This window comes from Bombilactobacillus folatiphilus, assembly GCF_023380265.1.
Classification (GTDB): domain Bacteria; phylum Bacillota; class Bacilli; order Lactobacillales; family Lactobacillaceae; genus Bombilactobacillus; species Bombilactobacillus folatiphilus.
In genome coordinates this window covers 626,016-643,238 of the sequence record NZ_CP093366.1, presented here as the reverse complement: position 1 = coordinate 643,238, position 17,223 = coordinate 626,016, and the positions used below count along the sequence as shown (strand labels likewise).

The window sequence follows — 17,223 nt, the reverse complement described above, 5'->3', positions numbered from 1 at the left end:
TCTCACTCAGATAGTCTCCCTGTAAATTAGCTACTAAAAGCCTCTTGTTCATCGCTTTTTAATATTGATTTCATTTTAAGAAAAAAAGTACCTACCGTCAAGTTTTATTATAACAGTGACGTAATTTCCTCATCTTCTTGATCTAAAAAATTATCAAATGGTGTAATATTAGTAACCTCAATTCCAGCCAAAGAACGCTCAATTAAGCCATCAATATCTAACAATGATTCATACTGACGAGCTTTTTTCAGATTAGGTTTGGTCTTGGGGCGCGGCGGTGCAAAAATCGTACAACAATCTTCAAATGGTTGAATTGAGAGATTAAATGTATCAATCTCTTCAGCAATCTTGATAATTTCAGTTTTGTCCATTGTAGCCACTGGACGTACAATCGGAGTCGTTGTGACATCATTAATGGCTGCCATACTTTCCAAAGTTTGTGAAGCAACCTGTCCAACAGATTCACCGTTAAAAATCGCTAAACCCTGCCGTTTTTGCCGAATCAAATCTGTTAATCGTAACATAAAACGACGCTGAATAGTCATTAAATAACCTTCAGGAACTTTTTGCTTAATTGTCTCTTGAATTTCCGTAAACGGAACTTGAATAAATTGAATGTGCCCCACATATTTAGCCAACTTAACTGTCAAATCCTTAGCTTTCTGTAACGCATGCTCGCTGGTATACGGTGGGCTGTAAAAATGTACCATTTCAATTTCCACGCCCCGTTTCATCGCCAAGTAACCAGCCACAGGCGAATCAATTCCACCAGACAACATCAATTCTGCTTTACCCGCGGTGCCAACAGGCAACCCACCGGCACCCTTATAAGTATGACTAGACAAATAAGCTCCATCCATACGAATTTCGATTTGAATTTTAATATCAGGATGACGCATTTCAGCTTGAATTTCGGGAATATGTTCACTGACATAGTCGCCTACCGCCAAATTGATTTGATTTGTATCATATTCAAAATCATGATCTGCCCTTTTAGTAGCGATTTTAAATGTTTTCCCAACTTGATATTGCTCTTGAACCATTTGCAAAGCTAATTGTTTAATTTGCCCCAAATCCTTCTCAATTTGCACACTGGGTGAATAATTTTGAATGCCGAAAACAACGCATAATCGCTCCATTACGCCTTGAGCATCAGCACCATGCAAGTTAATATGCATCCGATCTCGCTTAGGATGAATCCTAACTTGCGGATAAGGTTGTAAAACTTTTTCAACATTACCATGCAATCGATCAATAAAGCTACGCCGATTTTTACCCTTAGTTGACAACTCGCCATAACGAATCATAACTTCTGTATATTCCATAAAATTCTCCTAATTTAATACTTGAAAATGCTGATAAATTTTATCCAGAGCAACAATAAATGAGCGCATTTCCTCAATTGTGTTCATCTCATCTAAACTGACCCGCACTGCACTCGTAGCCAACGCATCTGGAACATGCATAGCTTTAAGCGTAATAGATTCTTCACCATTTCGTGATGAACAAGCACTGGTTGTGGATAAATAAATACCATACTCTTCAAAAGCGTGAACAATCGTTTCACCACGCACACCTTTTAACGCAAAACACAAAATATGCGGTGCAAAGCCTGCATCCATACGTGAAAAAATAACTGCATTCTTTAAAGTATTTAAATGCTCAAACAGCATCTGTCTTAATTGTTGCTGCTTTTGAGCTTTAATAGCTTCATCAGTTGTAGCCAACCGCCAAGCTCTAGCCATAGCTACAATGGCAGGCGTATTTTCAGTCCCACCACGCCAATTATTTTCTTGACCACCACCGTTAATCAATGATGCTATTTTGCGATGCTTTTTAGCATAAATAAAACCCGTTCCACGTGGTGCATGAAATTTATGCCCTGAAAAAGTTGCAAAATCAACTCTCGGACTAAACAATTGTTGTCTGAGATTTTTGCCTACAGTTTGAACGGCATCAACATGAAAATGAATATTAGGATAAGCTTCCAGAATTTTGCCAATTTCAGCAATCGGCTGGATTGCGCCAACTTCATTATTGACACCCATAATCGTTACCAAAATAGTATCTGGTCGAATCGCTGCCTGAACATCCGACGCCGCTACATGACCATCTTTATTCACTGGCAAATAGGTTACTTCAAACCCTAATTTTTCTAACTGCTGTAATGTTTTTGTCACCGCTGGATGCTCAATTTGCGACGTAACAATATGCTTACCAAAGACTTGCTTTTCAATAGCAGTACCCTTAATAATCCAATTATCACCCTCAGAACCGCCACTAGTAAAATAAATTTCTTCTGGTAAACAACCTAAATTGTCCGCAATCTGCTTGCGGCTAGCAGCCAAAATCTGCGTTGCTTTATCGCCTAAATGGTGCAAACTAGAGGGATTACCCCAATAATCCGTACTAACTTGCTGATAAGTCTTTAAAACTGATGGCTCAATTAATGTTGTGGCACTATTATCGAAATAAATCATCATTTCACTCCACCCAAAATTTTCCTACAAACAAAAAAATCCTAAAATTATGTTTAGGACTTTTAAGAATGATCCTCATGGTACAAATCAATAATTCGCTGAGCCGATCCTGGTTCAACTTTCTCTAAAGCATTGCTAATCGTTTCAAGCGCAGTTTGATAATCAAATTGTTGATCATAATCAGCTTGCGCAGCATCTGCTGCTTGTCGGACTTCTGGAACTGTATTAACGTACCTGTTAGCATATTGTAACAGTCGTCCCGTAATTTGTACATCGGCGATTAATTGTTGCGTAATTTGATCAAAATTATTTAAATCTTCCTGTGTCACAAATAACTGCTTCGTAAGTTCTTCCACATCAACTGGCACCTGTGTCAACATATCTCCCACCGTTTGGACTTCTTTTTGCACCATCTGCAAATCATCATGGTAACTTTTAGAAGTACCATTAAGTCGTAAAACTGCTATTTGTCTTTTCAACTGACTCAACTTCATAACAAAAGAATGATAATTAGCTTCTGCAACCTCTTTGCCGTGAGTCAAGCCATCCAAATTTTGTTCCACTTTAATTTGTTGTTGCTCAATTTCTTGTAACTGCTGGTTAAAACTTTGCAACTGTTGCCAAACTTGTGAAAAAATTGCATGCTCCTCACGAATCAATTTTAATTGTTCTTGGTAATCGCCTTTGATTTGTCCCAACTTTTGTGAATTAAAATTAACCGTCTGCCGTTCTTCATCATGAACCACATATTCCTCAAGTAACTGATTAATCTTCTGCTTTAATACATGATTCTGTTTTTCAGCATGGCGGATAAAATTGCCAATTATTGTCTGACTCTTCTGTACTTTCCGTTTAGCACGCCACTCATCCGTAATTCGTTCATACAGATAATCAATTAATTTTTTGATTTGCTGATTCTTATTATCAAATTGATCCAATTGCAGATTGGCCAACTCTTGATTCATTTCAATAATGAGTTGCTTAATTTTTTGCAGTTCCGTCTCAATTTGAGGATCACCAAGCCGAATTCCCGCAACCTGCATCTTCTTTTCTGCACTTTGCAACTCTTCTATCTGTTCAGAATAGTCAATCACTAAACGTTCCTGCACGGCTGTGAATTGTTGGCGATATTTTTGTAAATGTTGATTAATTTGTTGCAAATCTTGATCTGCCGCTAAGGCATCACCCTGATTAATTTTTTCAATAGCCTGCTCAAACATTTGTGAAATATCATCCAACAATTGCTGTAAAGATGCCACCGGCGCCCCTAAGATAGTACTTTGCTGTGTTAAATTATTTTGTAATCGTGCTAATTCCTCTTGTGCTTGCTTCAGACTAACTTGATTTTGTTGAACACTGTCAAACAGCTGGCGTAAGCCTTGAACAGACTGATCCAGAGCAGAACTTTGGGAGACTAAATTCGCATTAATCTGCTTCAATTGATTCCATGCTGAAATAACACGGAAACTAGCATTCTTTTCAGAAGCATTAATAAGTTGCGTTTGTAACATCGTAATCTCTTTTTTTTGTTGATGATAAATAGTTTTATCATTTTGAAAATTAACCAAACTAGATCCCGCCAATTTTAAATCAGCTAATTGATCAACAATTGCATCTAAATTCTGTTGTTGCGTCTGATCAAATTTGTCCGTTAATTGGTCAATCGTCTTTAAATTTTTTTGGTAAAAATATATAAAACCCACAATTAAGAAGATAATAATTAAAATCAATAGAATAAAAAATATCACATTTATGCCTCGCGCTACGTATTCAACATTAATTAGTATTATAGCAAAGAAAATATCCGCAATCATTTAAAAAAGATTTAAGATTGACATTGATCCTAGAAATCGGTATGATGACGGAGTGTAAAATAATTGCAGCAGGAAGTGACAAGCTCGTCAACAGTTAATAGCTCATTGTTCAATTGTGTAACCTACGGCTGCAAAAGGTGAAGATTGCAATATTAACTGCACGAATGTTGAACTCTCTATTTTTGATTATTTTACTCCAAATATAATCTTGGAGGAATTTTTTATGCGTTATACAGGTCCTACATGGAAAAAGTCACGGCGTTTAGGTATCTCTTTATCAGGTACTGGCAAAGAATTGTCTCGTCGTCCTTATGCACCAGGTCAACACGGTCCCAAAAATCGGAACAAGTTATCTGAATATGGTACCCAGTTACAAGAAAAACAAAAATTACGTCTAATGTATGGTTTAAACGAACGTCAATTTAGAAATGCTTTCTTGCGCGCTGGTAAGATTCGTCAAGGTAAACATGGTGAAAACTTTATGATTTTACTTGAATCACGGTTAGATAACCTAGTTTATCGTTTGGGTTTAGCTACTACACGTGCTCAAGCTCGTCAATTGGTTAACCATGGTCATGTTGTTGTTGATGGCAAACGTGTTGATATTCCTTCGTATGAAGTGAAACCTGGTCAGGAAATTTCCTTACGTGATCGTTCAAAGAATTTACAGGTTGTTAAAGATGCTTTGGAAGCAAATGTCGCTCGTTTACCATTTGTTGAATTTGATGAAGACAAGATGGTTGGTAAATTTATTCGTTTACCACAACGTGATGAATTAGCACCAGAAATTGATGAATCATTAGTTGTTGAATTTTACAACCAGATTCTGTAATTTATCTTATATTTTTGCAAAAAGCAATCTTCGGATTGCTTTTTTTGTAGAAAAAGAAAGGTCTTTGAAATATTTGAATCAACCTTTAGCTTATCGTATGCGACCTCGCAACTTAAATGAAGTAGTTGGTCAACAACATTTAATTGGCCCAAGCAAAATTATTTGGCGCATGGTTCATACCAAATTACTTTCATCTATGATCCTATATGGTCCACCGGGAACTGGAAAAACAAGCATTGCCAGTGCTATCGCCGGTAGTACTAAGTACGCTTTTCGTCAACTAAATGCGGCAACCGATTCCAAGAAGCAGCTACAAATTGTAGCCGAAGAAGCCAAAATGAGCGGTACTGTTGTTTTGTTATTGGATGAAATACATCGTCTCGACAAAACTAAACAAGATTTTTTATTACCATTGTTGGAAAGTGGACAAATTATTTTAATCGGTGCTACCACAGAAAATCCTTATCTGGCCATCAATCCTGCTATCCGTAGTCGGACTCAAATTTTCGAAGTCAAGTCTTTGACGCCACAAGATATTAAACAAGCTTTACAACTGGCGTTAAAGGATACTGAACGCGGCTTAGGCAACTATCAGACATCACTAACTAAAAATGCTTGGCAAGTTTTTACTCATGCAACCAATGGTGATTTACGCAGTTCCTTAAACGGTCTAGAGTTAGCAGTTAAATCTACTCCTAAAGATAAAGATGATATTATCCAAATTAATTCTGAAATTGCTAGTGAATCTCTGCAGCAAAAGACGTTATTAACTGATAAAAATGGCGACGATCATTATGATGTGATATCTGCTTTCCAAAAATCCATTCGTGGCAGTGATACCGATGCCGCTTTATATTATTTAGCACGTTTATTAGAAGGCGGTGATCTCAAGACAGCTATTCGCCGTTTGATTGTTTGTGCTTATGAAGATATCGGTCTTGCCAATCCTCCCGTCTGTCAACGGACTGTCACAGCCTGTAGCGCTGCCGAAAAAATTGGCTTGCCTGAAGCCCGCATTCCCTTGGCCGATGCTGTCATTGAACTCTGCTTAAGCCCTAAGTCTAATTCAGGTATTTTGGCCATTGATGCCGCTTTAGAGGATATCCGTTCAGGAAAGGTTGGTCAAATTCCCGATAGTCTAAAAGATAGCCATTACAAGGGTTCCGAAAAATTACAACATGGTATCGGTTATCAGTATCCTCATGATTTTGCTAATGATTGGGTTGCTCAACAGTATTTACCTGACCTTTTGCAAAAGCGACAATATTATCAGGCGAAAACCAACAGTAAATATGAAACAAATTTAAAAAAGACTTACGACCATCTGCATACTTTACAAAATCACACTGAAAGTTAGGGTAGCAACATGCTTTTTATATTGATGATCATTTTTTTAATTTTAATCACTATATTAGCAATTTTATTATTAGTTTACCCACAAAATCTGTTGAGTTTAGTGAATGTCACCAAGCAATTAAAATTACAAAGTTGTACCAAAATAACTGCTTATCTTTTGCTAATTTCAGTCGGTATAGGTCTATTAATTTATTATTATCTCCCCCACTTTGGAATTTATGGACATTGATTTTCAGCAGCTTCATTGTTGGAATTTTTCCAGTTATCACAGGTCAATTATGTAAATAAATATTTGTGCAATTTTGTCCAAAGTCATTTACAATAATCTTTAAATAGATGTGGAGGAAATGCTTATGTTACAAAATTATCAAAATATTCTAGTTCCCATTGACGGCTCGTATGAAGCGGAAACGGCTTTTAATAAAGCAATTGAAGTAGCCCAGCGTAATCAAGCCGACTTGCACATTTTACATGTTATTGATACGCGTGCTTTTCAGGATGTCTCTAGCTTTGATTCTTCTATGGTGGAAAAAATTTCGCAAACCGCTCAAGAAACTATCAATAAATATGAACAAACTGCTTTAAAACGTGGAATTGCAAATGTTACGACAACTATCAAATATGGTGCTCCAAAAACTACCATTGCCCGTACGTATCCCATTGACAATCAAATTGACTTAATTATGATTGGTGCCACTGGCTTAAACACTGTTGAAAGACTATTGATTGGTTCTGTAACTGAATTTGTTACTCGCAATGCTCCATGTGATGTAATGGTCGTGAGAACTAACCTTGACGGTCAAAAAATCAATCATAAAAAGTAATAAAAAGAAAAGAGTTTTCATTCAAAATAACTTCCGAACCAGGAAAGTATCTTGATGGAAACTCTTTTTTTATTATTTAAAATCATCACTACTGAACATATAACTTTTATAATGATAACGCATCGACATAATCATCCCGATGCCAATCATATTACCTAACAAAGCCGAACCACCTTGTGAGATAAATGGCAACGGAATTCCCGTCATTGGTAACAGTCCAATACTCATTCCAATATTTTCAAAAACATGGAACAAAATCATCATAATAATACCTGTTGACACATAGGCATAAAATTCATTTTTAGTATCAAACGTAACCTTGACCATTTGCGAAATTAGTAAAAAATAAACCATAATTAATGCACAACAGCCAATAAATCCAAAATTTTCACCGATAACAGAAAAAATCATATCAGATTCCCGCACAGGAACATACACATTCGAGTGATTAAAACCCTTGCCAATCAATTTACCGGAACCAATTGCCTTTAAATTTTGCCAAAGTTGATAACTGGAATTCGACGTATCACCTGACGGATTTAACCATGAATCAATCCGTTCAAACTGATAAGCATGAAAACCAATGCTAGCCAAAATTTGCCGACCTTCGCCTGTTACTACCAAATAAATGGCGCCACCACCCAAAATACCAACTAATGCACCTAAAAATAATAGAATCCGCCAATCAATTCCTGATACCAAAATAACGCCAGCCAAAATGGCTAAAAAGACCAACATGGTACCAAAATCTTTTTGCAATAACATCAAGACAATGACTGGTATAGACCATAAAACCATTTTTCCAATTAAGCGCAGATCATTTCTTAATGTATGGATGGGAAAAGTATGGTTATGAATTGTCACGACTCTCCCCAACATTAAAATAAACGCAGGCTTCATTATTTCAGATGGTTGAAACGACAAGGGACCTAAAGCAAACCAACTTCGGGCGCCGGTTTGCATGGCATACTCGCGACTATAAAAAAATAACACGGCAATTAATAAGCCAATACCTGCCCAATACGCATAAGGTGCAATTGTCCACAATTGTTCCGCGTCAAAATGCATGATCACAAAAACTCCGATTGCTCCAATTACATACCAAAGCATTTGCGAAACTACCATACGCCAAGGACCACTGCCGCGATAATCATGTGAAGCCGCAACATAAATTGATAGTAGACCAATTAATGCTAAAACCATTACCGAAAAAATAACACCATAATCAATTCTCGGATTTTCATCATCAACTTTAATTTTCGATCTTCTTAACCCCATTAACTCTTGCTCCTAATTTAAATGCAAGTTGTACTGCATTAGTGCACTATTTACTGCTTCATTTAAATTGGTAGCAACTAACTTAGTGGCATTAGTATCGTCAATTAAATTGACTTCAAAGTGCTTTTGATCAACTTGTTCAATCCGTGCAATTGTCTGTTCATGATTTTTTTTATCAATGACCACTTTCCAACTGGTTGCACTGATCTCTAATAAATTTACATTAAATTTACGTTCTTTTGTTCTCATTTTTTCCTCGTTTAATTCTTTTTAGGATGAAATCGTTTTGCAATAATTTCATCTTCATATTTTTCCGGATATTTATTACGAAAAATCGTAAAATGATCGGGTACTGGATCAAAACCACCATGAATAAAAGGATGACAGCGTAAAATGCGCGCAATCCCCATTATGAATCCTCTAAAACTACCTACTTTTTCAATTGCTTGAATCATATAACTAGAACAAGTCGGATAATAACGACAACTTGGAGGAAATATGGGTGAGATAAATTTTTGATAAAAGTGTACAAACTTAATTAATAAATTAGACATCTTGTATCACTTCATAAATTGAAAAATATGAACCCACGTCTTTGGTAATAGCGGCGTCAAAATATTGCCACCGCCTATCAAAGCACCTACCATCATTCCAACAATAAATAACAGAATAAATGCCAGAATAATTTTGAAAATATTTTTGACTAAATGGTTACCGTACGACTTATTCATGAATATCACAAGTTCCTAACACTTCTTATTTATTACCTGCAGCAATTCTTTCTAACAAAATTCCCGTCCCTCTAGCAACAGTATCTAACGGATCTTCAGCAATGAGAACTGGAACCTGTAACTCACGAGCAAAAAGTTTATCAATTCCCTTAATCAAGGAACCACCGCCCGTTAGCATAATTCCACGATCAATAATATCTGCAGATAACTCGGGTTCAGCCTGTTCCAAAACAGATTTAACACCATCAATAATTGAAGACAAGATATCAGTCAATGCTTTTTGAGTATCTACTTCTGAGATAGTGACCGTCACCGGCAGACCAGTAGCAATATCACGACCCCGAATTGTCATTTCATTAGTAGGATCGGGCTCAAAAGCCGAACCAATTTGTTTCTTGATGTCTTCAGCGGTACGTTCACCGATAATAATATTTTTTTGAGTTTTAACATAATTTTGAATGGCAGTATTCATCTTATCGCCAGCCAACCGCATTGATTTGCTAACAGCAATATCTCCCATAGACAAAATAGCAATATCGCTGGTTCCGCCACCGATATCAATTACCATATTACCTTGTGGCTTAAAAATATCCATGCCAGCTCCCACGGCTGCTACTTTAGGTTCTAATTCCAGATACACATCTTTACTACCAGTTTGTTCGGCGGCTTCAATAATTGATTTTTGCTCGATGGACGTAATGTTAGTTGGACAACAAATCATAATCGTTAAACGTGAAAAGCGACTTTTAATATCAATTTCATTGATAAAATATTGCAACATCTTTTCCGTAATATCAAAATCAGCAATGACACCATCTTTTAACGGACGAATGGCTTGAATATTACCTGGTGTCCGCCCTACCATTTGATATGCTTTGGTACCAACCGCTAATAATTCATGATTTTCTGTATTAATTGCAACTACCGATGGCTCGTTAACAACAATTCCTTCGCCCTGAACATTAATCAAAACATTAGCTGTCCCTAAATCAATTCCAATAGATTTCGCCATTTTCAGCCTCCCAAAAAGTCTTCATAAAATAGGATTATACCATATCTCCACTCTTTAATTGCGTAATAACACAATTAAAAATCCCTATAACATAAAAATCAAATTCTGGAACGCTTGGACGAAACTAATGAAAAATGAACTAACATTATAGCCTAGTGCAATAGCTAAAAAGACAATTAAAATTTTGCCCCAATTATTTGTGTGTACGTGCAAAACTCGATCCCAATCTAAGGTCTGTACAGCTAAAAACGCCAGCCAAATAAAGAAAAGATGGCTAAAAATAATTAATAGATTTTGAATTCCCACTTGTTTCAAAAAATTTCTCCTTATAACTTCCAGTAATTCTATAGTATCATACCATGAATAAAAGAAAAATCCTCTTATTTAAAAGAGGATTTTAACGATGATTATAAACTTGAATTCGATTAATTGCTCGTGCTAGGGCAACTTGTGCTCGTTGAACTTCATCAATATCTTGGACTGTTTTAGCATGCTTAATTTCTTCTTCAGCACGCTCTTTAGCATAACGTGCACGCCTCAAATCAATATTTCGTGCCCGTTCAGCACTATCAGCGACGATATTCAGCACGTTGTCCTTAAATTCCAAGTAACCACCATTCACAGCAATTGCATCTTCATGATTATCATTATCAGCCCGCAAGACTCGCACTTCCGCAATTTTTAAAGTCGCGATAATCGGCAAGTGGTTGGCCAAAATACCTAAATCACCATCTGTAGCTCGCGCAACAACACGCTTGCCATGATGCGAATAAACTTGACCATCAGGTGTGATAATGTTAACAACCATTACAGCTGTATCTTCCATAATCAGCCTCCTAATGTTTAACTAGCAACATCTGCCTCTTGCGAATTAGCAGTTGTTTCACTATCAGGTTGATAGCCCATTTGTTTAGCCTTGTCTAAGACTTCTTCAATCGTACCCACACTTCGGAAAGCATCTTCGGGAACATCATCATATTTACCAGCCAAAATTTCTTTGAAACCTTTAACAGTATCATTAATGGAAACGTATGAACCAGGTTGACCGGTAAACTGTTCTGCAACATGGAAATTTTGTGATAAGAAAAATTGCATTCGCCGTGCGCGAGCAACAATTTGTTTTTCCTCATCAGACAATTCATCCATTCCCAAAATAGAGATAATATCTTGTAATTCATGATACCGTTGCAAAACATGTTGAACTTCGGTAGCTACCGCATAATGTTCTTGACCAACGATCTCTGGATCTAATGCACTAGAAGTTGAAGCCAGCGGATCAACAGCTGGATAAATTCCTTGCTGCGTCAAACTTCTTTCCAAGTTCGTAGTAGCATCCAAATGCGCAAATTCCGTAGCTGGCGCTGGATCTGTATAATCATCCGCTGGCACATAAACAGCTTGAATTGAAGTAATCGAACCCTTTTTAGTGGAAGTAATCCGTTCCTGCAACTGACCCATTTCTGTCGCCAAAGTTGGTTGATACCCAACAGCTGAAGGCATCCGACCTAACAAAGCTGAAACTTCTGAACCAGCTTGAGTAAACCGGAAAATGTTATCAATAAATAACAAGACATCTTGACCTTCAACATCACGGAAGTATTCTGCCATGGTTACACCAGTCAGAGCAACACGCATCCGCACACCAGGTGATTCGTTCATTTGACCGAAGACCATTGCTGTCTTGGCCAGAACTCCGGATTCTTTCATTTCATAGTAAAGATCATTACCCTCACGAGTTCGTTCACCAACACCAGTGAAAACAGAAATACCGTTATGTTCTTGAGCAATGTTATGAATTAATTCTTGAATTAAAACTGTTTTACCAACACCAGCACCACCGAACAAACCAACTTTTCCACCGCGCAAGTAAGGCTCTAATAAATCAATAACTTTAATCCCAGTTTCCAAAACTTCAGAAGTTGTACTCAAATCTTCATATTTAGGAGCTTCCTTATGAATACTTTCGCGTTGAACATCCTGATCAATCGCATCACCATTATCGATTGGATCTCCCAAAACATTGAACACACGCCCCAAAGTTACATCACCAACTGGAACACTAATTGGATGACCCAAATCTTCGACAACGGTGCCTCTTTGTAAGCCATCAGTTCCTGCCATCGCGATGGTTCGCATCACACCATCGCCTAATTCCAATGAAACTTCCAGCGTAATTTTATTTCCTTGACTAGTTTCAACTGTCAGGGCATTATTGATGTCCGGCAAGGAGCCATCTAGCGGAAATGAAACGTCTACAACTGGTCCAATTACTTGAACGACTTTTCCTTGACTCATTCAAACAACTCCTTCCTTTATTCTAAGGCTGCAGCGCCACTGATAATTTCGGTAATTTCTGTCGTAATCTGCGACTGCCGTGCCCGATTGTACTTTAAGGATAAATCTGCAATTAAATCATCAGCATTATCGGTTGCGGTCCGCATCGCAGTCATTGAAGCAGCATGTTCAGCCGTTTTAGCATCCATAATAGAACCAAAAACGATTGACTCCACATATTGCGGAACCACTTTTTCCAAAACTGTTTCAACCGACGGATCAACAATGTATTCTTCTAACAATTTAGGATGTTCTAAATCATTAGCATCAGCCACATCCGTAGAAATCGGCAATAATTCATCTGTCGTAAAAGCTGAAGTTAATGAATTAACGTGATGATTATGACAAAGTACCAAACGATCAAATGCGCCATCATCAAATAATTCAACACAGGCCTGTACCAAATTCGAAATTGTTTCAAACGTGGGTACATCTTCCACACCGCGATATTCATAAGCCAAGTCATAACCACGTTTTTTGAAGAAATCGGCCCCGGTACCTCCGATTGCAATAATCGTAAATTGTGATTTGTCATTACCATGATTTTTGGTAAATAGTTCCATCATTGCTTTTAAAATCGTTGAATTATAGCTGCCAACCAAGCCCCGATCAGAGGTAATAACCATATAAGCTGTTTTTTTAACTGGGCGCGATTTCAGCAACTGATCTAACGACAAACCACTTTTGGATGATTCTGCACCACTATAACTGCTAATAATTTTACTAGCAACCAAATGTCCCATCGTTTCTTTAATCTTTTGCTCATAAAGTTGATAAGCAGCAGAGCTTTTTTCAATTTGCATCAACTTAGAACCAGAAACCATTTGCATAGCATGAGTAATTTGACCAGTTTTTCTAGTTGAAGCAATCCGGTGCTTAATATCCATTAAGGATTCAACCATTAGTCATTCCCCCCACTATTGATCCTGATTATCCAGGTTAGCTTGATAACCATCAGTAAAGTCTTTAATTGCACTATCCATTTTTTTAGTATCTGGTAATTGTCCGGTTGTTTTAATTTCTTTTAACAAATCAGCACAATTGCCGTCAAAGTAATTAAACAATTGATTTTGATAATCTAAAACCTTATCTTCGGCAATGTTATCAATAAATCCGTGCGTTAAAGCGTAGAAAATCACAACTTGTTTTTCTACTGGAATCGGATCATGCAAGGGTTGTTTCAAAACTTCCATCGTTACACGACCACGATTTAATTTGGACTGAGTAGCTTCATCCAAATCGGAACCAAATTGTGCAAATGACTCCAATTCATTATATGATGCAATATCCAAGCGCAAAGTTCCAACAACTTTTTTCATTGCTTTAATTTGGGCATCACCACCAACACGTGAAACGGAAGTTCCCGCGTCAACAGCCGGCCGATTACCGGCATAAAACATATCACTTTGCAAGAAAATTTGTCCGTCAGTAATAGAAATGACATTGGTTGGAATATAAGCAGAAATATCGCCGGCTTGCGTTTCAATGATTGGCAAAGCAGTCATCGAACCACCGCCTAATTTGTCATTCAACTTAGCAGCTCGTTCCAGTAAACGTGAATGTAAATAGAACACATCGCCTGGATAAGCTTCACGCCCAGGTGGACGACGGAGCAATAACGAAATCTCACGATAAGCTGCTGCCTGCTTACTCAAATCATCATAAACAATTAGCACATGTTGACCATTATACATAAACTCTTCACCCATCGCGGCGCCAGCATAAGGAGCAATATATAATAGTGGTGCTGGTTCACTAGGACCAGCTTCGACAACAATTGTATAATCCATTGCACCCATTTTACGCAAAGTTTCCACTTGAGCCCGAATTGTTGATTCTTTTTGACCAATAGCAACATAGATACAAATCATATTTTGATCTTTTTGATTTAAAATTGTATCAATAGCTACTGAAGTTTTACCAGTCTTACGATCACCAATAATCAACTCACGCTGACCACGACCAATTGGCACCAAAGAATCAATAGCTTTCAAACCCGTTTGTAACGGTTCCTTAACAGATTGCCGATCCATAACGCCCGGTGCAGGTGTCTCAATTGGACGAGTTTTATCGGTGGCAATTTTACCCAAGCCGTCGACTGGTTGACCGAGTGGATTAACTACACGACCAATCAATTCTTTACCAACTGGTACTTGCATAATTCGATTGGTTCGTTTAACTTTATCGCCTTCACGAATGTCGTCAAATTTACCTAAAATAATAATTCCGACATCAGTGGACTCCAAGTTCTGAGCAATTCCAAATGAGCCATTGGTAAATTCCAACAATTCATTGGACATTACATTATCCAATCCATGAGCACGGGCAATTCCGTCACCAACATAAGTCACAGTCCCAATTTCTTCAACTTCAAGATCATCATGATAATTTTTTAATTGTTCTTTAATTAAAGAACTGATCTCTTCAGCTTTGATGCTCATTAAATTCACCTCTATACTTTTAAATTAACTATTCAGTAAGGCTTGACTCATTTTCTTCAGTCGAGAGGCCACACTACCATCAATAATTTGATCCCCGACTCTAATAATTAATCCTCCCATAATTTCTGGATTAATTTGAATTTCTAATCGCACTTTTTTAGCTCCAAATTGTTGGGCAATTGCTTGCATCAACAAATTCTTTTGCCTTGTGTTTAAGTCAATCGCTGAAGTGACAGTCGCATCATAAATACTGTCAGCTTGATCATACAACGTTTGATAGAAGTCCTTAATTGCAGACAAACAATCTAGTCGACGATAATCAAATAGCAATTGTAAAAAATGCTGCATAATAGAACTTGCATTTTTTTGAATCAGATCCAACAAACTTTGTTTTTCCAAACTGGACAAACGCGCATCCGTTAAAATATTGCCCAGATCGGGCACTTGTTCATAAATTTGTTCAATTGCTACAAGCTCATCCAAAATGGCTTTTTGTTGTGCTTGTTCACTTGCAAATTCAAATAAAGCTCTACCATAGCGTCGGCCAATTTCATCTTTATTTAGTTTCATGGCTAGGATTCAACTCCTTAATATATGAGTCGATTAAATCTTGCTGATCAGAAACTGATAATTCACGACCAATAATCTGCGTTGCAATATCAACAGACAATTGAGCAACATCATGTTGCACCGATTTCATGGCATCAACCTTGGCCTGCTTAGCATCAGCTTGAGCACGTTGATGAATATCTTGAGCTTCTGTATGTGCTTGATCAACGATAGTACTACGTTGGTCTTCACCAGATTTTTTAGCATCGGCAACAATTTGTACGGCTTCAGCTTTAGAATCCTTCAAAGCTGAAGCACGTTTTTGCTTCAACTGCTCAGCTTCCTTACGTTCATTGTCAGCATAGTCCAAGTCGCCAGTAATTTTATCAACCCGTTGATCCATCATTTTCGTAATCGGACCCCAAGCAAAATGCTTGACCAAAAGCAACAAAAGCAAAAATGAAACTAAAACAAATAAGGAATCACCCAACGATGAGGAATGAGCCGCTAATAATAATTCTGGTTGCATGACCGCGTCATCCCTTTCTTATTAATTTTTAATTAATCATTAAAATACTAACGCAAAAGCAATAACTACGGCCAAAATAGGAACAGCTTCAATTAAACCAACACCAATAAACATTGTTGTTTGTAATTTGCTAACCATTTCAGGTTGACGTGCCATACTTTCAATTGTTTTGGAAATAACGTGTCCATTACCATAAGATGCACCCAAGGCAGCTAAACCTATAGCAATACCTGCAGCTAAAAATTTCATTTATAATACCTCCAATTATTCACTTACTACTTTTTCAGAAATATAAACTGTGGATAAGACCACAAAAACATAAGCCTGAATGGCTCCGATAAATACCGAAAATCCTTGCCAAACCATATTTAATGGTAGAGAAAATAAATAACTCCAAACGCCAAACGACGGTGCTAATTGTTTTGTGATCAAGCTCAACAATACTTCACCAGCAAAAATATTACCATACAGCCGTAAAGACAAAGTTAAAAAGTTAGTAAATTCTTCCAGCAGGTTAATTGGTGATAAAAGTGCAATAGGTTTGAAGTAAGATTTCAGATAACCACCGAAACCTAATTTTTTAACACCAAAATAATGCGCCAAAACCAAAGTAATGGTTCCTAAACTTAAAGTCACAATCGGGTCTGACGTCGGCGACTTAACATAAGTTTTGCCACCAACAATAATCTCAAAGATTAACCCTAGTTGGTTAGAAACAAAGATAAAGGCAAACATCACAAATGCGTAAAGCATAAATGGCCGTGCTTCATTCTTGTCAGGAAATGAGGATTTCACAATTCCATTAGTAAAATCAACAATCCACTCCAACATATTTTGCGCTTTTCCCGGACGCATCGTAATCTTACGCGACATAAAGAAAAACACAAAAAAAACAACTAAAGCCGCAATTAATGTTGACAAACAGTTCGTCACACTAAAAGTCAAACCACCAATTGAAACAAGTGGATATGATTCATCCAACCGGCACAACTCCTCCCTTTCAACAATTTTTCATAACTGCCATTAGAAAAGTATGGCATACG

Annotated in this window: 20 protein-coding genes; 3 read left to right on the top strand and 17 right to left on the bottom strand. The window is 37.3% G+C overall.

The window, feature by feature from the left end; all coding sequences use genetic code 11:
* Positions 1 to 107: 107 nt before the first annotated feature.
* The 3 genes from thiI to MOO45_RS03310 all read right to left on the bottom strand — a co-directional run bounded on the left by thiI (position 108) and on the right by MOO45_RS03310 (position 4,228).
* A complete protein-coding gene (gene thiI, locus MOO45_RS03320; protein ID WP_249514965.1) occupies positions 108 to 1,325 on the bottom strand; it encodes a tRNA uracil 4-sulfurtransferase ThiI in 1,218 nt (405 codons plus the stop codon).
* A 9-nt stretch (positions 1,326 to 1,334) separates the two neighbouring features.
* On the bottom strand, positions 1,335 to 2,480 hold the full coding sequence (locus MOO45_RS03315) for a cysteine desulfurase family protein (RefSeq protein WP_249515144.1): 1,146 nt from the start codon (positions 2,478 to 2,480) through the stop codon (positions 1,335 to 1,337).
* A gap of 62 nt (positions 2,481 to 2,542) precedes the next feature.
* Complete coding sequence (locus MOO45_RS03310; protein ID WP_249514964.1) at positions 2,543 to 4,228, bottom strand: septation ring formation regulator EzrA; 1,686 nt, start codon at positions 4,226 to 4,228, stop codon at positions 2,543 to 2,545.
* 289 nt (positions 4,229 to 4,517) lie between these two features.
* On the opposite strand from MOO45_RS03310, the gene rpsD reads away from it, so the two are divergent.
* From rpsD to MOO45_RS03295, 3 genes are all read left to right on the top strand, one after another.
* On the top strand, positions 4,518 to 5,126 hold the full coding sequence (gene rpsD / locus MOO45_RS03305; protein ID WP_249514963.1) for a 30S ribosomal protein S4: 609 nt from the start codon (positions 4,518 to 4,520) through the stop codon (positions 5,124 to 5,126).
* 73 nt (positions 5,127 to 5,199) lie between these two features.
* On the top strand, positions 5,200 to 6,483 hold the full coding sequence (locus tag MOO45_RS03300) for a replication-associated recombination protein A (RefSeq protein WP_249514962.1): 1,284 nt from the start codon (positions 5,200 to 5,202) through the stop codon (positions 6,481 to 6,483).
* A gap of 352 nt (positions 6,484 to 6,835) precedes the next feature.
* The gene (locus tag MOO45_RS03295; protein WP_249514961.1) at positions 6,836 to 7,306 is read left to right on the top strand and encodes a universal stress protein; all 471 of its coding nucleotides are present in this window, start codon (positions 6,836 to 6,838) and stop codon (positions 7,304 to 7,306) included.
* A gap of 72 nt (positions 7,307 to 7,378) precedes the next feature.
* On the opposite strand, the gene MOO45_RS03290 is transcribed toward MOO45_RS03295, so the two are convergent.
* From MOO45_RS03290 to atpB, 14 genes are all read right to left on the bottom strand, one after another.
* Complete coding sequence (locus MOO45_RS03290) at positions 7,379 to 8,584, bottom strand: FtsW/RodA/SpoVE family cell cycle protein (RefSeq protein WP_249514960.1); 1,206 nt, start codon at positions 8,582 to 8,584, stop codon at positions 7,379 to 7,381.
* A 12-nt stretch (positions 8,585 to 8,596) separates the two neighbouring features.
* On the bottom strand, positions 8,597 to 8,833 hold the full coding sequence (locus MOO45_RS03285; RefSeq protein ID WP_249514959.1) for a DUF2969 family protein: 237 nt from the start codon (positions 8,831 to 8,833) through the stop codon (positions 8,597 to 8,599).
* An 11-nt stretch (positions 8,834 to 8,844) separates the two neighbouring features.
* Positions 8,845 to 9,138 carry a membrane protein insertion efficiency factor YidD gene (gene yidD / locus MOO45_RS03280; RefSeq protein ID WP_249514958.1) on the bottom strand — a complete coding sequence of 98 codons (294 nt, stop codon included), beginning with the start codon at positions 9,136 to 9,138 and terminating at the stop codon, positions 8,845 to 8,847.
* 6 nt (positions 9,139 to 9,144) lie between these two features.
* Positions 9,145 to 9,315 carry a DNA-directed RNA polymerase subunit beta gene (locus tag MOO45_RS03275; RefSeq protein ID WP_249514957.1) on the bottom strand — a complete coding sequence of 57 codons (171 nt, stop codon included), beginning with the start codon at positions 9,313 to 9,315 and terminating at the stop codon, positions 9,145 to 9,147.
* A 25-nt stretch (positions 9,316 to 9,340) separates the two neighbouring features.
* Positions 9,341 to 10,327, bottom strand: a complete 987-nt coding sequence (mreB, locus tag MOO45_RS03270; RefSeq protein ID WP_249514956.1) for a rod shape-determining protein — start codon at positions 10,325 to 10,327, stop codon at positions 9,341 to 9,343.
* 84 nt (positions 10,328 to 10,411) lie between these two features.
* On the bottom strand, positions 10,412 to 10,633 hold the full coding sequence (locus MOO45_RS03265; RefSeq protein ID WP_249515143.1) for a DUF1146 family protein: 222 nt from the start codon (positions 10,631 to 10,633) through the stop codon (positions 10,412 to 10,414).
* A 91-nt stretch (positions 10,634 to 10,724) separates the two neighbouring features.
* A complete protein-coding gene (locus MOO45_RS03260) occupies positions 10,725 to 11,153 on the bottom strand; it encodes a F0F1 ATP synthase subunit epsilon (protein ID WP_249514955.1) in 429 nt (142 codons plus the stop codon).
* A gap of 17 nt (positions 11,154 to 11,170) precedes the next feature.
* The gene (gene atpD, locus MOO45_RS03255; RefSeq protein WP_249514954.1) at positions 11,171 to 12,622 is read right to left on the bottom strand and encodes a F0F1 ATP synthase subunit beta; all 1,452 of its coding nucleotides are present in this window, start codon (positions 12,620 to 12,622) and stop codon (positions 11,171 to 11,173) included.
* Positions 12,623 to 12,639: 17 nt separating this feature from the next.
* Positions 12,640 to 13,563: a F0F1 ATP synthase subunit gamma gene (locus tag MOO45_RS03250; protein WP_249514953.1), complete on the bottom strand. Its 924-nt coding sequence runs from the start codon at positions 13,561 to 13,563 to the stop codon at positions 12,640 to 12,642.
* Between the two features lie 15 nt (positions 13,564 to 13,578).
* The gene (gene atpA / locus MOO45_RS03245; RefSeq protein ID WP_249514952.1) at positions 13,579 to 15,102 is read right to left on the bottom strand and encodes a F0F1 ATP synthase subunit alpha; all 1,524 of its coding nucleotides are present in this window, start codon (positions 15,100 to 15,102) and stop codon (positions 13,579 to 13,581) included.
* 24 nt (positions 15,103 to 15,126) lie between these two features.
* Positions 15,127 to 15,672 carry an ATP synthase F1 subunit delta gene (gene atpH / locus MOO45_RS03240; RefSeq protein ID WP_249514951.1) on the bottom strand — a complete coding sequence of 182 codons (546 nt, stop codon included), beginning with the start codon at positions 15,670 to 15,672 and terminating at the stop codon, positions 15,127 to 15,129.
* On the bottom strand, positions 15,659 to 16,180 hold the full coding sequence (gene atpF, locus MOO45_RS03235) for a F0F1 ATP synthase subunit B (RefSeq protein WP_249514950.1): 522 nt from the start codon (positions 16,178 to 16,180) through the stop codon (positions 15,659 to 15,661). Before atpF ends, atpH begins: the two co-directional genes overlap by 14 nt.
* Before the next feature lie 39 nt (positions 16,181 to 16,219).
* Positions 16,220 to 16,429, bottom strand: coding sequence for a F0F1 ATP synthase subunit C (gene atpE / locus MOO45_RS03230; protein ID WP_249514949.1), 210 nt, complete (start codon positions 16,427 to 16,429; stop codon positions 16,220 to 16,222).
* Between the two features lie 15 nt (positions 16,430 to 16,444).
* Positions 16,445 to 17,161, bottom strand: coding sequence for a F0F1 ATP synthase subunit A (atpB, locus tag MOO45_RS03225; protein ID WP_249514948.1), 717 nt, complete (start codon positions 17,159 to 17,161; stop codon positions 16,445 to 16,447).
* Between the last annotated feature and the right edge of the window lie 62 nt (positions 17,162 to 17,223).